This is a genomic window from Variovorax sp. J22G73 (genome assembly GCF_030317035.1).
GTDB lineage: Bacteria > Pseudomonadota > Gammaproteobacteria > Burkholderiales > Burkholderiaceae_C > Variovorax.
On record NZ_JASZYK010000001.1, the window covers coordinates 580,121 to 594,527 of the forward strand.

At 71.2% G+C, this 14,407-nt stretch carries 6 protein-coding genes; 3 read left to right on the forward strand and 3 right to left on the reverse strand.

Annotation, left to right across the window (positions count from 1 at the left end):
* Positions 1–44 precede the first annotated feature (44 nt).
* The 3 genes from QTI51_RS02595 to ppc all read right to left on the reverse strand — a co-directional run bounded on the left by QTI51_RS02595 (position 45) and on the right by ppc (position 11,503).
* Complete coding sequence (locus QTI51_RS02595; RefSeq protein WP_116908292.1) at positions 45–8,249, reverse strand: glycoside hydrolase family 94 protein; 8,205 nt, start codon at positions 8,247–8,249, stop codon at positions 45–47.
* On the reverse strand, positions 8,246–8,464 hold the full coding sequence (locus QTI51_RS02600) for a hypothetical protein (RefSeq protein WP_116908291.1): 219 nt from the start codon (positions 8,462–8,464) through the stop codon (positions 8,246–8,248). The genes QTI51_RS02595 and QTI51_RS02600 overlap by 4 nt, the downstream gene beginning before the upstream one ends.
* 186 nt (positions 8,465–8,650) lie before the next feature.
* Positions 8,651–11,503, reverse strand: coding sequence for a phosphoenolpyruvate carboxylase (gene ppc / locus QTI51_RS02605; RefSeq protein WP_116908290.1), 2,853 nt, complete (start codon positions 11,501–11,503; stop codon positions 8,651–8,653).
* Between the two features lie 85 nt (positions 11,504–11,588).
* Here ppc and hemC point away from each other — a divergent pair, with 85 nt between their 5' ends.
* Genes hemC through QTI51_RS02620 form a run of 3 tightly spaced genes read left to right on the forward strand, consistent with a single transcriptional unit; the run spans position 11,589 to position 14,399 of the window.
* The gene (gene hemC, locus QTI51_RS02610; RefSeq protein WP_116908289.1) at positions 11,589–12,515 is read left to right on the forward strand and encodes a hydroxymethylbilane synthase; all 927 of its coding nucleotides are present in this window, start codon (positions 11,589–11,591) and stop codon (positions 12,513–12,515) included.
* 16 nt (positions 12,516–12,531) lie between these two features.
* Positions 12,532–13,305: a uroporphyrinogen-III synthase gene (locus QTI51_RS02615; protein ID WP_116908288.1), complete on the forward strand. Its 774-nt coding sequence runs from the start codon at positions 12,532–12,534 to the stop codon at positions 13,303–13,305.
* The gene (locus QTI51_RS02620) at positions 13,302–14,399 is read left to right on the forward strand and encodes a uroporphyrinogen-III C-methyltransferase (protein ID WP_116908287.1); all 1,098 of its coding nucleotides are present in this window, start codon (positions 13,302–13,304) and stop codon (positions 14,397–14,399) included. Before QTI51_RS02615 ends, QTI51_RS02620 begins: the two co-directional genes overlap by 4 nt.
* The last annotated feature ends 8 nt before the right edge of the window (positions 14,400–14,407 follow it).

Sequence of the window (14,407 nt, forward strand, 5' to 3'; positions counted from 1 at the left end):
CGGACCCGAGCCGTGCGGACCCGACCCGAGCGGCCCCGGCCCCTTCAGGTCACACGCAGCACCGCGTCGGCCGGCAGCGCCTGCCAGTCGATCCATTCGCCCGCCGCCACGTGGTGCGTCGGCGCGGCCGCGCCATCCACGCCGTGCACCTCGCCCCATTGGAGCGTGAGCTGCCGCCCCCCGAGCCGCAGCGCGATCTCGAAGCCCGGCCAGTGCGCCGGCACGTGCGGCGTCAGCGCGAGCTGGCGGCCCTTCACGCTCAGGCCCAGCAGCGTCTCCACGGCCGCGCGGTGCAGCCATGCGGCCGAGCCGGTGTACCAGCTCCAGCCGCCGCGGCCCACGTAGGGCGCCGCGCCGTACACGTCGCCCGCCATCACGTAGGGCTCCAGCTCGTACACCGGCCCGCGCTCGGGGTGCCGCGCGCGGTGCGCCGGGCTCAGGCCCTCGAAGCTCTGCCACGCCGCCTCGTGGTCGCCCTGCAGCGCCTGCGCCATCAGCGCCCACACGGCGCCGTGCGAATACTGGCCGCCGTTCTCGCGCACGCCGGGCGGGTAGGCCTGGATGTAGCCGGGGTTGTTGGTCGAGTTGGCGAAGGGCGGCGTCAGCAGGCGCAGCAGGCCGGCCGGCTCGTCGTGCAGCAGCTTCTTCACCGAGGCCATGGCCGGGCCGGTGTGGGCGTCGTCCGAGGCGCCCGACAGCACCGACCACGCCTGCGCGATCAGGTCGATGCGGCATTCGTCGTTGGTCGACGAGCCCAGCGGCGCGCCGTTGTCGAAGAAGGCACGGCGGAACCACGCGCCGTCCCAGCCGGCGCCGTGCAGCGCGGCGATCCAGCCGGTGCGCGCGGCGTTCCAGCGGGCGGCGCGCTCGTGCTCGCCGCGTGCCTGCGCCAGCGGCGCGAACTGCGCGACCACGCTGCACAGGAACCACGCGAGCCACACCGATTCGCCGCGGCCTTCGTTGCCCACGCGGTTCATGCCGTCGTTCCAGTCGCCGGTGCCCATCAGCGGCAGGCCGTGCGCGCCGGTCTTCAGGCTGCGGTCGATGGCGCGCGCGCCGTGCTCGAACACGCTGGCCATCTGGCCGCTGCGCTGCGGCGCGTAGTAGGCGTCTTCGGCGCCCTCGGGAATGGCCGGGCCTTCGATGAAGCCGGCCATGGCGTCGAGCAGCGATGCATCGCCCGTCACCTCCACGTAGTGCGCCGCCGCGTACGGCAGCCACAGCAGGTCGTCCGAGAAATGCGTGCGCACGCCGGCACCGCCGGGCATGTGCCACCAGTGCTGCACGTCGCCCTCGGAGAACTGGCGCGCCGCGTTGAGCAATATCTGCTCGCGCAGCCGCGCGGGGTCGGTCAGTGCGAAGGCCATGGCGTCCTGCAGCTGGTCCCTAAAGCCGAAGGCGCCGCCCGCCTGGTAGAAGCCGGCCTTCGACCACAGCCTGCAGGCCAGGGTCTGGTAGACCAGCCAGCGGTTGACCAGCGCGTCGAACAGCGGGTCGGGCGTGCGCACCTGCAGCCGGCCCAGCAGCTCGTTCCAGAAGCCCTGCACCTGGGCCAGCGCGGCCGGCACGTCGCGCTGGCGCCAGCGGTGCGCCAGGTCGAGCGCGGCATCGGCGCTGGCGGCGTGGCCCAGCACGAAGCTGAAGCTGGCCGTTTCGCCGGCCGCCACCACGAACTCGCCGCCGATGGCCGCGCAGGCGTCGAGCCCGCTGCCGGCGCGCCGCGCGAGCGTGTCGGGCACCTCGACCACGCCGTGGCCGCCGAAGAACTCGTTGCGGTCGCAGGTCCATTGCGTGGCGCCCATGGCCGAACTGGTGCCGCTGCCCTGCAGCCCCGCGAGCATCAGGAAGGCCGTGCTGCCGCCGAAGCCCGCGCCCGATTCGCGCTGCTCGCCGAACACGGCCGGCTGGTCTTCGGGCTTCCAGCCATGCACGGTGCGCCGCGTGCCGCGCGCGTCGCCGAGCTGCCACTCGGCCATGGCCAGGGCGCGCAGGCGCCGCGCGCCGCTGCCCTGGTTGTGCACGCGCACGTGCACCAGCTTCACGGCCTCGTCGCGGTCGGCGAAGAAGGTGGTTTGCAGCGCGAGGCCGCCCGCGTCGTGCTCGAACACGGTGTAGCCCTGGCCGTGGCGCACGCGGTGGCGCGCCTTGCCTGCGTGGCCGCCGGCGGGGGTCAGCGGCAGCATGTCGCGCGAGGCCAGGTCCTGCAGCAGGTAGTGCTCGAAGGCCGGGTCCTGCACCGGGTCGTTCGACCACGGCGTGACCTGGTGCATGCGGCTGTTCACGGCCCAGGTGAAGCCGGTGCCCCACTCGGACACCTGGAAGCCGAAGGCCTCGTTGGCGATCACGTTGATCCATGGGCGCGGCGTGCGCCGGTCGGCACCGACCTCGAAGCGGAACTCGCCGCTGTCGGCGTCGAACTCGCCAGTGGGCGGCGTTGCCGTGGGCAGCGCTTCGAGGCGTGGCACCAGCGGCACGGCCGGGGGCGTGGCGACGGCTTCGGTGGCCGATGGCGCGTCGCCGCGCGCCTCGTGCAAGGCCGCCACCTGCACCTCGAGCGGGCGCCCGTCGGCCGTGAACACCGCGCGCGCCAGGCTGGAGAGCGCGGCCTTTTCCGAAGGCACCACGTCCTGGTCGCGCAGCAGGTAGAAGCCGGCCGTGTCGTTGCGCGGAAAGCTGTTCTGCGTTTGCTGGGTGACGCGTGAGCGCAGCATTTCTATCTCGCGCTGCAATGGCATCAGGTACGAGTTGGGTTCGCTGTTGAGCACCACCAGGTCGCAGGCCACGCCGCCGAAGCCCCACCACGGCTGCGCGCGCAGCAGCGTGTTGATGAGGCCCATGCCGTTCATCGAGTGGATGTACACCAGCACGATGGGCTTGTCCCCCGAGATGCCGAAGCGCCAGATCTGCCGCAGGTCGATCAGCCCGCGGTCGCTCATGACGCGCGGCGTGGTGTACGTGAGGATGGTCGTCAGGTCTTGCAGCGCCAGGTTCTGCGCGGGCGCGATGCTCAGGTCGCGCAGGCGCACCTGCGCCAGCGTGGCGGCCATGCGGGTGGCGCGCTCCACGTGCATGGGCTGCATGTAGCGGTCGATGCCGGGCATCAGCGCCTCGATGGTCTCGTCGGCCGCCGTGGCAAAGCTCAGGCGCGCGGTGGCGCCCGGCGCGATCGACAGCCGCACGCGCAGGCAGGCGATGGGGTCCAGCCCGTTCACCTGCTTGCCCTTGGCGGTGAGCGGTTGCGCGTCGAGCGCGGGGTTGGCCAGCGTGCGGTTGCGCCCGATGAAGGCACGCCGGTCGGTCATGCAGTCGATGGACAGCACGTTGGCGTCCGCCGAGGCCAGGAAGTGGGCGGCGGCCACCACCGCGTCGCCGTGCAGGCGCGGCTTGCGCGACAGCAGCAGCGCGCGCCACGAGGGCTCCCAGCGCGACTCCACGAACAGGTTGGCGAAGGCCGGGTGCGCCTCGTCCGCCTTGGGATTCGACAGCACCGGCTCGAAGTACGACACCAGCTCCAGCGTGCGCGTGTGCTCGCCCGAGTTGTGCAGGGTGATGTTGCGCAGCTCGGTGTCGTCCTCGGGGCTGATGAGCACGGTGGTGCGCACCTGCAGGCCGGGGCCGGTGGCGTCGAACTGCACCTGGTCGGCCAGGAAGCGGGTGCGGTAGCGCCAGTCGGCGCCGGGCGCAGGCAGGGCGGTGAGCGAGGTGAGCGCTTCGGCGCCGTCGTCGCGAATGAAGAAGAAGGTGCCGTAGCTGTCGCGCAGCGGGTCGTCGCGCCAGCGCGTCACGTTGAACGAATGCCAGCGGCTCACGCCCGCGCCGTTGGCGCGCAGGGCCACGGTGTAGCGGCCGTTCGACAGCAGGTGCGTGGGCTGGAAGCCCGGCGCCATCGGGTCGACCAGGCGCGGCTGGAACAGCGGCGCCAGCTCGGCCTGGCTGGGCTCGGGCGGCGTGCGCGGATCGGCGCTGCCGATGATCTGGCGCGGCGTGCGTTCGTGCAGCAGCGTTTCGTGCGCCTGCACCAGCGCGGCGCTGCTGAACCAGCGGCGCGGCGCGTCGGCGCACAGCAGGTTGCACAGCGCCACCAGCGACATGCCCTGGTGGTGCGCCATGAAGTTGCGCACCACTGTGAAATCTTGCCCCTCGCTCTGGCGCGAAGCGGTGAAGTCGACCGCGTCATGAAAGCCGAACTCGCCGCGCGCGCCCAGCGATTCGAGCAGCTCCAGGTTCTGCACCGCCGCCACCGGGGCGAAGGGCGCGGCCATGGCGCTGGCGTAGGGCGCCACCACGCGGTCGGTGGGCGGCGTGCGCCGCAGCGCCAGCCGCGGCACGCCGAAGGGCGAGTACTGGTAGGCCAGCGAGTGGTCCTGCGCGAAGTACGCCGACTCGGACACGCCCCATGGCAGGTTCTGCGCGCGGCCGAAGGCCTGCTGCTCGGCAATGGCGGCGGTGTTGGCCACCTGCAGCAGGCCGTCGGTGGGCTCGGACATCACCAGCGCGGGCATCACGTACTCGAACATCGAGCCCGACCACGACTTCAGGCTGGGCTGGAAGCCCACCAGCAGGAAGGGGCGGCCGAGCGCCATCCAGTGGCGGCGCGGCACGTCCCCCTTGGCGATGGCCAGGAAGCTCAGCAGGCGCGACTCGGAGGCCAGCAGGTCGTAGTAGCTGGCGTCGAGCACGTTTTCTTCCACGCGCAGGCCGATGTGGAACAGGTGGCGCTTGGCGTCGTAGAGGCCGCTGAAGTCCATGTCGGCGTGCAGCGCGTCGCAGCGCCGTGCCAGGGCTTCGAGCGCGGGCGCCTCGTGCGCTTCGCATCCTTCGGCCGCGAAGGCGCGGCAGGCCTGCGCCACGGCCACCAGGTGGCCCGCGAAGTTGCCACTGTCCACGCTGGACACGTAGTCGGGCGGCAGCGGTTTCAGCGTTTGCGTGTCGTACCAGTTGAACAGGTGGCCGTGGTGCTTCTGCATGCGGTCCACGCTGTCGAGCGTGGCCGTGATGCGTGCGAGCAGCGCGGCGGTGTCGATCCAGCGGAACTCGCGCGCGCAGCAGGCGGCCAGCAGGTACATGCCGATGTTGGTCGGCGAGGTGCGGTGCGCAATGGTGGGTTGCGGCTCCAGCTGCAGGTTGTCGGGCGGCAGATGGTTGTCGTCGGGGCCCACCACGTGCTCGAAGAAGCGCCAGGTGTCGTGCGCCACCTTGCGCAGGTAGCTGCGCTGTTCGGTGCTGAGCGGGTCTTGCACTTCGGCATCGGCGCGGCTGCCCCACCACGCCGCCACCGGCGCCAGCGCCCACAGCACGAACAGCAGCGGGCCGATGACCGGGTAGGCGCTCCAGTGCGCCGCCACGGCGAGTGCAAGGCACAGCACGCTGCTGGCCGCGGCGTTGCGCAGGAAGGGGCCCAGCCGTTCGCTCGCCTGGGCCTGGGTTTGCGCCGCCGTGGTCCATTCGAGCAGGTGCCGGCGGCTGACCACCAGGCGCCAGGTGGCGCGAAACCACGCGTCCAGCAGCAGCCGCGTCTGCGCCGCGAGCTGCACGAACTGCCACGCCGCGCCGGCCATGGCGCGCAGCAGCTCGACCGCGCCCACGTCGAAGAAGTGGCGCAGCTCGATGGCGCGGCGCGTGGGCACCAGCCCGGCGAGCGCGCCCAGCAGCGGCCCCAGCACCAGCGCCGAGGCCACGGCCGCCAGCGCCCAGCCCAGCGGCATGGCCTGCGTGAACACCACCAGCACCAGCAGCGCGAAAGACGCCGGCACCACCAGCGAGCGGCGCAGGTTGTCGCCCATCTTCCACAGGCCCAGCGCGTCGAGGCCGAAGCGGCGCGCGCGCCACATCAGCGGCAGCAGCTGCCAGTCGCCGCGCACCCAGCGGTGCACGCGCGAGGCGGCCACGCCGGCGTGGTGCGGATGGTCTTCCACCAGCACCACGTCGCTCACCATCGCGCAGCGCGCGACCGTGCCTTCGAGCAGATCGTGGCTGAGCACCGCGCCGTCGGGCAGGCGCCGGTCGAGCGTGGCGTGCAGCGCGCGCACGTTCAGCAGGCCCTTGCCGGTGAAGGAGCCGCTGCCGAACACGTCCTGGTAGATGTCGGAGGCGCCGCTGCCGTAGGGGTCCAGCCCGCACTGGCCGGCAAACACCCAGTGGAAGAACGAGCGCTCGTTCTGCATCGGAAAAGGCGTGACGATGCGCGGCTGCAGGATGCCGAAGCCGGCCACCACGCGCCGGCTCTGCACGTCGATTTCGGGCGCGTTCAGCGGGTGCGCGGCAATCGACACCAGGTCGCGCAGCGCGCCGGGCGGCAGGCCGGTGTCGCTGTCGAGCGTGAGCACGTAGGGCGTGCGGCCGGCGGCCAGGCGCAGGCCGGGCGCGAGCGGCAGGAAGCCGCTGGCGTCGCCGGTGGCCAGCAGGCGCACCAGCATCTCGAGCTTGCCGCGCTTGCGCTCCCAGCCCATCCAGCGCCGCTCGGTGTCGCTCCAGCTGCGCGGGCGGTGCAGCAGCAGGAAGCGCGGCGCGGCGTCGGGTGCCACGGGGTATTTCGCGTTGAGCGCGGCGATGCGCTGCAGCGCGTCGTCGAGCAGCGCGCCGTCTTCGGGCAGCGAGGCCTGGGGCGCGTCGGCCCAGTCGGTCAGCAGCGCGAACTGCGCGTGGTCTTCGCGGTTGGCCAGCCAGTGCAGCTCCAGCCGGTGCGCCAGCTGCGCGTTGTTCGCTGCCGACGACAGCAGCGTGGGCATGACGACCAGCGCGCGGTGCCGCTCGGGAATGCCGTTGGCAAAGTCCAGCCGCGGCAGGGACTGCACGCGCACCGACTCGGCCATGATGCGCTGCGCCAGCGCCAGCAGCGCCTCGGACAACGGCCACGCAAGCAGCACCAGCGCCAGCACGGTGGTCCAGTCTTCGCGGTGCGGCAGGCCGTGCACCACGGCGGCCAGCAGCAGCGCCGTGCCCAGCGCCACCGAGCCGATGTACACCGGCAGGCGCCAGGCGCGATGGTCGCGCGGCGGCTGTGCAGCAGGGGCGACGACGGCGCGACCCGCTTGCCTGGCGTCGACGTCGGCCTGCAACGCCGCGACCAGCGCCGGCCGGCCCTGGCCGAAAAGATAGAAGCCGGCGGTGCCGTCGGCACGGTCGGTCTCGGCGCCGGCGTCGTCGGCCGGCGCGGACGCGGCCAGCTGCACCACGGCCTGCGCCACCACGCGCTCGGGCTGCTCGCTGGTGCGCGCCACCTGCTCCATGGCGTGGGTGATCTGCTGGCGCGTGAGCTCGCTTTCGTTGGCGAAGCTGGGCAGCTCGCGAAGCACGCGCAGCGAGCGGCTCACGGGCTCGATCAGGTCGCTCCACTCGACCTGGCCGATCATGCGCAGCGTGGTGATGATGTTGCCGACCGTGAGGTTGGCCGCGGCCTGCGCGTTCTGCGCCTCGCCGATCAGCGCCGGGCCGTTGGGGCAGTGCTGCTCGGTCCAGCGCACCAGCGCGGGCATGTCTTCGCCGCGCTCCACGGGCAGGCGCTGCCACAGCTGCGTGAGGTAGTTGTCCTGCAGGCCGTGGCTTTGCAGCGCGCGGTACAGCACGTCGAGGTCCTGCGCCGAGAGGTGCGGCGCGGCGTCCCAGGCGGCGTGCGCGATTTCGCGCGCGACCTTGTTCTCGGCGATGGTCTCGGCCACGCGGCGCAGGTTCTCGAGCAGCACCACGCGCAAGGTGGTGGGCAGCGCCCACAGCTCGCCGAGCGTGAGTTCGTCCACCTCCTGGTAGGCGTTCAGAAAAGCCGTGAACAGCGCCTGGTTGAGCACGCTGTCGGTGTGGGCCACATAGGCCCACGCAATGCCGTACACGCGCGGCAGGCCGGCCAGCGGCGGTGCCGCCAGCTTGGGCAGGCGCGCGTAGTAGCTGCGCGGCACGCCGTCGTGAATCTGCTGGAGCTGCGCCTCGACCAGGTGAAAGTTGTCGAGCAGCCATTCGGCCGCAGGCGACACGTAGCGCCCGCTGAGCGAAATGAGCGCGATGTAGTCGAAGGCGTTGCGCAGCGAGGCGAGGTTCTCGTCCACGCGCGGAAAGAACGGGGCGGCTTCGCGCGAGGCGTGGTCTTCTTCGACCACCTGTGCGCGCGCGAGGCTGCGCCCGTGCTGTTCGAAGCGCTGGACGCCGAAGAGTTCGGCGCGAATCGGAAGGGCTACCGGGTCATGCGGACCCAGAAGCAGCGCCCGGGCGTAGTGACTGAGCCCCTGGAGGCGGTCGACGGCGGCTGCGGCGCTCAAGCGACGGCGAAAAGGCCGATGCCCAACACCACGGCCACGCAGGCCATCGTGACGATGCGGCCCGCAGCGAGCGCGCGCACGCGTTGCATGTGGCTTCGCAGCGAGAACCAGCGCCCGTGGGCGCGCGCGCAATGGCGCATGTGGGAAGCGAGCGCCTCGACGTCGTTACCGACGAAATCGATGGGCGAATGGGTCAAAGACTGCGGGACTGGCATGGCTACGGGCTCCTTGTAACGACTTCGAGCTGCCGCGCAATTGCGAGAACTGTGGCGAGAACTGTGAACGAGTCCGACCGTACCCTTTTAAATGACCTTACGGGTTCCTCATTGCGGACAGACGACGTAGGAGAGGGCGCACAAGGCGCCCTCCGTTCCCCGCGAATCAGCCGCGGTTGATATGAATCAACCCGTGTTGCGCAGCCCCGCCGCCACCCCGTTGATGGAGATGTGGATGCCGCGCTGCAGCCGCTCGCCGCCGTCGCCCGCGCGGTAGCGCCGCATCAGCTCCACCTGCAGGTGGTGCAGCGGATCGATGTACGGGAAGCGGTGGCGCACCGAGCGCTGCATTTCGGCGTTGCCTTCGAGCCGCTGCTTGGCGCCCGTGATGAGTGTGAGCGCGTCCGACGTGCGATGCCATTCGGCGTCGATCATCGAGAACACCTTCTGGCGCAGCTTGCGGTCGGTGACCAGTTCGGCGTAGCGCGAGGCCAGCGCCAGGTCGCTCTTGGCCAGCACCATGTCCATGTTCGACAGCAGCGTGCGAAAGAAGGGCCACTGCTCGTACATGCGCTGCAGCAGCGCCACGCGCTCCTTCTTGCCCGCGGCGGTGCCTGCGGCGGCCAGGAACTGCTCCACGCCCGAGCCGAAGCCGAACCAGCCCGGAATGGTCAGGCGGCACTGGCCCCAGCTGAAGCTCCACGGCACCGCGCGCAGGTCGTCGATCTTGTGGCTGGGGTTGCGCGACGCGGGGCGCGAGCCGATGTTGAGCTCGGCGATCTCGCGGATCGGCGTGGAGCCGAAGAAGTAGTCGCCGAAGCCCGGGGTCTCGTACACCAGCTTGCGGTACGCGCCCATGCTCGCGGTCGACAGCTCGCCGGCGGCCGACAGGAAGGTGGCGGGCGCCGACTTGCCTTGCGGCAGCAGCGTGGCTTCGAGCGTGGCGGCCACCAGCGTCTCGAGGTTGCGCCGGCCGATCTCGCGGTTGGCGTACTTGGAGCCGATGACCTCGCCCTGCTCGGTGAGGCGGATCTGCCCGCGCACCGTGCCCGGCGGCTGCGCCAGGATGGCCTGGTAGCTCGGGCCGCCGCCGCGCCCCACGGTGCCGCCGCGGCCGTGGAACATGCGCAGGCGAATCGGGTTGGCCTTTTTCTTGTTGAGCTCGTCGAACAGCGCCACCAGCGCGATGCCCGCGCGGTACAGCTCCCAGTTGCTAGTGAAGATGCCGCCGTCCTTGTTGCTGTCGCTGTAGCCCAGCATCACGTCCTGCTCGGCGCCCGAGCGTTCGATGAGCGCCTGGATGTTCGGCAGCGCATAGAAGGCGCGCACGATGGGCGCCGCGTTGCGCAGGTCTTCGATGGTCTCGAACAGCGGCACCACGATCAGGTCGCAGGTGGCGTTGCCGTCCATGGCGCCGCGCAGCAGGCCCACTTCCTTCTGCAGCAGCAGCGCCTCGAGCAGGTCGCTCACGGTCTCGGTGTGGCTGATGATGTAGTGGCGGATGGCCGCCGCGCCGTAGCGCGCACGCGAGGCGCGCGCGGCCGCGAAGATGGCCAGCTCGCTGCGCGCGAGCGGCGAGTAGTCGGCGTCGGGCACGCGCAGCGGGCGGGCGTCGTCCAGCAGGCGCAGCAGCAGCGTCTGCTTGGCGTCCTCGGCCAGCGACGCGTACGAGGGCTCGATGCGCGCGGTGGCCAGCAGCTCGGCAATCACGGCCTCGTGCTTGTCGGAGCTCTGGCGCAGGTCGACCGTGGCCAGGTGAAAGCCGAACACTTCCACCGCGCGAATCAGCGGCAGCAGGCGCGGCGCGGCCAGCACGGTGCCGTGCTTTTCCTCGAGCGACTCGGCCACGGTGCGCAGGTCGGCCAGGAACTCCTCGGCGGTGGCGTACGGGTTCTGCGGCGCGACGGCGTGGCGCGCGGCCTCGCCGCCGGTGAGCTCGCGCAGCGTGGCGGCCAGGCGCGCGTACACGCCGGTGAGCGCGCGGCGGTAGGGCTCGTCCTTGCGGTGCTCGCTGGTGTCGGGCGAGCGCTCGGCCAGCGCCTGCATCTCGACCGACACGTCGACCAGCGTGGCCGACAGCGACAGCTCGCCGCCCAGGTAGTGCACCTCGGTGAGGTAGTGGCGCAGCGCCAGTTCGCACTGGCGGCGCAGCGCGTACTCCAGCGTTTCGGCCGTGACGTTGGGGTTGCCGTCGCGGTCGCCGCCAATCCACTGGCCCATGCGCAGGAAGGGCGCCACCGACGGCGTGTGGCCGCCCTGGGCCAGGGCCTTTTCCAGGTCGGCGTACACGCGCGGAATCTCGCGCAGGAAGGTGGCCTCGTAGTAGCTCAGCGCGTTCTCGATCTCGTCGGCCACGGTGAGCTTGGAAAAGCGCAGCAGCCGCGTCTGCCAGATCTGCGTGACGCGCGTGCGCATCTGCGTTTCGTTGTCGGCGAATTCGAGCGGCGTGAGCGCGTCTTTTCCGCCGGCATAGGCGCCCTGGCGCAGGCGGATCTCGTCGCGCACGGTGAGCAGTTGCGCAATGGCGCGCTCGGCGTCGAGGATGCTCTTGCGCTGCACTTCGGTCGGGTGCGCGGTGAGCACGGGCGACACGTAGCTGTGGGCCAGCGAGGCAACGATGTCGTCGGGCTTCACGCCGGCCTTGCGGATGCGCGCGAGCGCGGTCTGCAGGTCGCCGTCGGCGCTGTCGCCGGCGCGTTCGGCCTCGGTGCGGCGGCGGATCTGGTGGCGGTCCTCGGCCAGGTTGGCCAGGTGGCTGAAATAGGTGAAGGCGCGAATCACGCGCACCGTTTCCGCGGCGCTCAGGCCCTTGAGCAGGTTTTTCAGCGCGCGGTCGGCGGCCTGGTCGGCATCGCGGCGGAAGGCCACCGACAGCGTGCGGATCTTCTCCACCAGCGCATAGGTCTCGTCTCCTTCCTGCTCCCGGATCACGTCGCCGAGGATCCGGCCCAACAGCCGGATGTCTTCGATGAGTGGCTGGTCTTCGGCCTGTCGGCGCCTGGAGGGGGCAAGGGGAGCAGGGGTCTTGCTGGCTTTCATTCGGTGTGTGTCCTGGACTTCTTGAATGGATGCGCCGACTGCGTTGCTGCGGCGCAACATGCTAGCATTCCCGCGGTTTGGAAACATGTACTTTTCGGGAACGGTCTTGAGCAATATCGTGATCGCCACGCGCGAAAGCCGGCTGGCACTTTGGCAGGCTGAACACGTGCAGGCGCTTCTGCAAGAACGAGGCCACACGGTCAGCCTGCTGGGCCTCACGACCACGGGCGACCAGATCCTGGACCGCTCGCTCAGCAAGGTGGGCGGCAAGGGCCTGTTCGTGAAGGAACTCGAGCTCGCGCTGGAAGAAGGGCGCGCCGACATCGCGGTCCATTCGCTGAAGGACGTACCGATGGACCTGCCCGAAGGCTTCGCGCTGGCCTGCGTGCTGGAACGCGAAGACCCGCGCGACGCGCTGGTCTCCAACCTCTACGCGAGCATCGACGAACTGCCGCTGGGCGCGGTGGTCGGCACCTCGAGCCTGCGCCGCGTGGTGCTGCTGCGCGCGCTGCGGCCCGACGTGCGCATCGAACCGCTGCGCGGCAACCTCGACACCCGACTGCGCAAGCTCGACGAAGGTCAGTACGACGCCATCGTGCTGGCCGCGGCCGGGCTGAAGCGGCTGGGCCTGGAAAGCCGCATTCGCGTGGCCTTCGAGCCCGACACCATGCTGCCCGCCGCGGGGCAGGGCGCGCTGGGCATCGAGGTGCGCGCCGACCGCACCGAACTCATCGCGCTGCTCAAGTCGCTGGCCCACCAGGGCGACTGGCTGTCCACCTCGGCCGAACGCGCGGTGAGCCGGGCCATGGGCGGCAGCTGCTCCATGCCGCTGGCCGCGCACGCGCGCTGGCAGGCCGATGGCGCATTGCGCATCGACGCGGCCTGGGGAGACCCCGAAGGCAACGCGCCGCTCGTGAAGGTGCACGCGCTGGCACCGGCCGGCGACTTCGCACAGGCCGACGCGCTCGGCGAGCACGCCGCCACGCTGCTGCGCGACGCCGGGGCGCGTTGACGGCCGGGGTCATCGCATGACCACCCGCCCCGTCATCGTCACGCGGCCGGCGCGCGAAGCGCGGCAATGGGTGGACGACCTGCGCGCCGCGGGCCTGGACGCGGTGGCGTTGCCGCTGATCGCGATCGAACCGGTCGCCGACGCCGAGCCATTGCGCAAGGCCTGGTCCCGCCTTGCCGGCTATGCGGCGCTGATGTTCGTGAGCGCCACGGCCGTCGAGCATTTCTTCGCGCACAGGGACAACGCTGTGTCATTGGCGGGCCGCCGTTTCTGGGCGACAGGGCCGGGCACCACGCGCGCCTTGCTGCGTGCCGGTGTGCCGCCCGAGGCCATCGACGCACCGCCGCCCGAGGCCACGCGCTTCGACTCCGAAGCATTGTGGGAGCGCGCGCATGCACAGGTGACGCCGGGGGTGCGCGTGCTGATCGTGCGCGGCGGCGACGAAGCCGGCCACCCCACGGGCCGCGACTGGCTCGCCAACGAGATCGACGCCGCGCGCGGCCTGCGCGACACCGTGGTCGCGTACCGCCGCTTGCCGCCGTCGTTCGATGTCGTACAACGCCAGCTCGCGCTCGACGGTGCCGAAGGCCGCGCGATCTGGCTCTTCAGCAGCTCCGAAGCCATCGGCAACCTGCAACGCGCGATGCCCGGCACGCAGTGGCATGCGGCCAGCGCCGTCGCCACCCACGCACGCATCGGCGAAGCCGCGCGGGCCGCGGGTTTCGGGGCGTTGCGTGTATGCACACCGCTGCGGGAAGCACTGGTCGCGTCGATAGAATCCCTCGCATGAGCGCCGCGTCCCCGTCAGACGATCTTCCTTCTTCCCCCGCCGTCGCCACCACGCCGGTACCGGTCACCGTGGCACCGCACCAGACCCCCGCCGCCAAGGCCGCCGGTGCCTTGCTGCTGTCGCGCCTCGGGCTCGGCCTGATCGCGCTGGTGGCCGTGGTGGCGCTGCTGATGGCCATTGCGCTGTGGCAGAAGGTCAGCGGCATGAAGGAGCAGCTCGCGCGGCAAAGCGCCGATGCCATCGCGCAGTCGATGGAAGCGCGCACGCTGGCCCGCCAGGCCAGCGACACGGTGCGCGATGCGTCGGCCCGCGTGGCGCTGGTCGAGACGCGGGTGGCCGAGGTGGCGCTGCAGCGCTCGCAGCTCGAGGAACTCATTCAAAGCCTCTCGCGTTCGCGCGACGAGAACCTGGTGGTCGACATCGAGTCGGCTTTGCGCCTGGCCTTGCAGCAGGCGCAGGTCACGGGCAGCGTTGAGCCGTTGCTGGCGGCGCTGAAGGCCGGCGACGTGCGCATCGCGCGCGCGGCCCAGCCCCGGCTGGCACCGCTGCAGCGCGCCATGCAGCGCGACGCCGACCGCCTGCGCAGCAGTGCCAGCACCGACAACGCCGAGGCGCTGCAGAAGCTCGACGAACTCATGCGCGGCGTGGACGACCTGCCCACGCTCAACGCGGTGGCGGTGCGCGGCACCGGCACCAACGCCTGGCAGGCCGAGCCCATTCCCGCCGATGCGCCGTGGTGGAGCCGCGTGCTGCTGACCATTCGCGGCGAGATGCGCTCGCTGGTGCGCGTCGGCCGCATCCAGAGCCCCGAGGCCATCCTGCTGGCGCCCGAGCAGTCATATTTCTTGCGTGAGAACCTGAAGCTCAAGCTGCTCAATGCGCGGCTGTCGCTGCTGTCGCGGCAGATGGAGGCCACGCGCAGCGAACTGGCGCAGGTGACCGCGTCGCTCAACCGCTATTTCGATCCCGCGTCGCGCCGCACGCAGGCCGCCGCCACGCTGCTGCAGCAACTGCAGACGCAGGTGAAGACCACCGAGCCGGTGCGCATCGACGACACGCTCACCGCCTTGACCACCGCGGCCGCAGGACGCTAGAACCGATG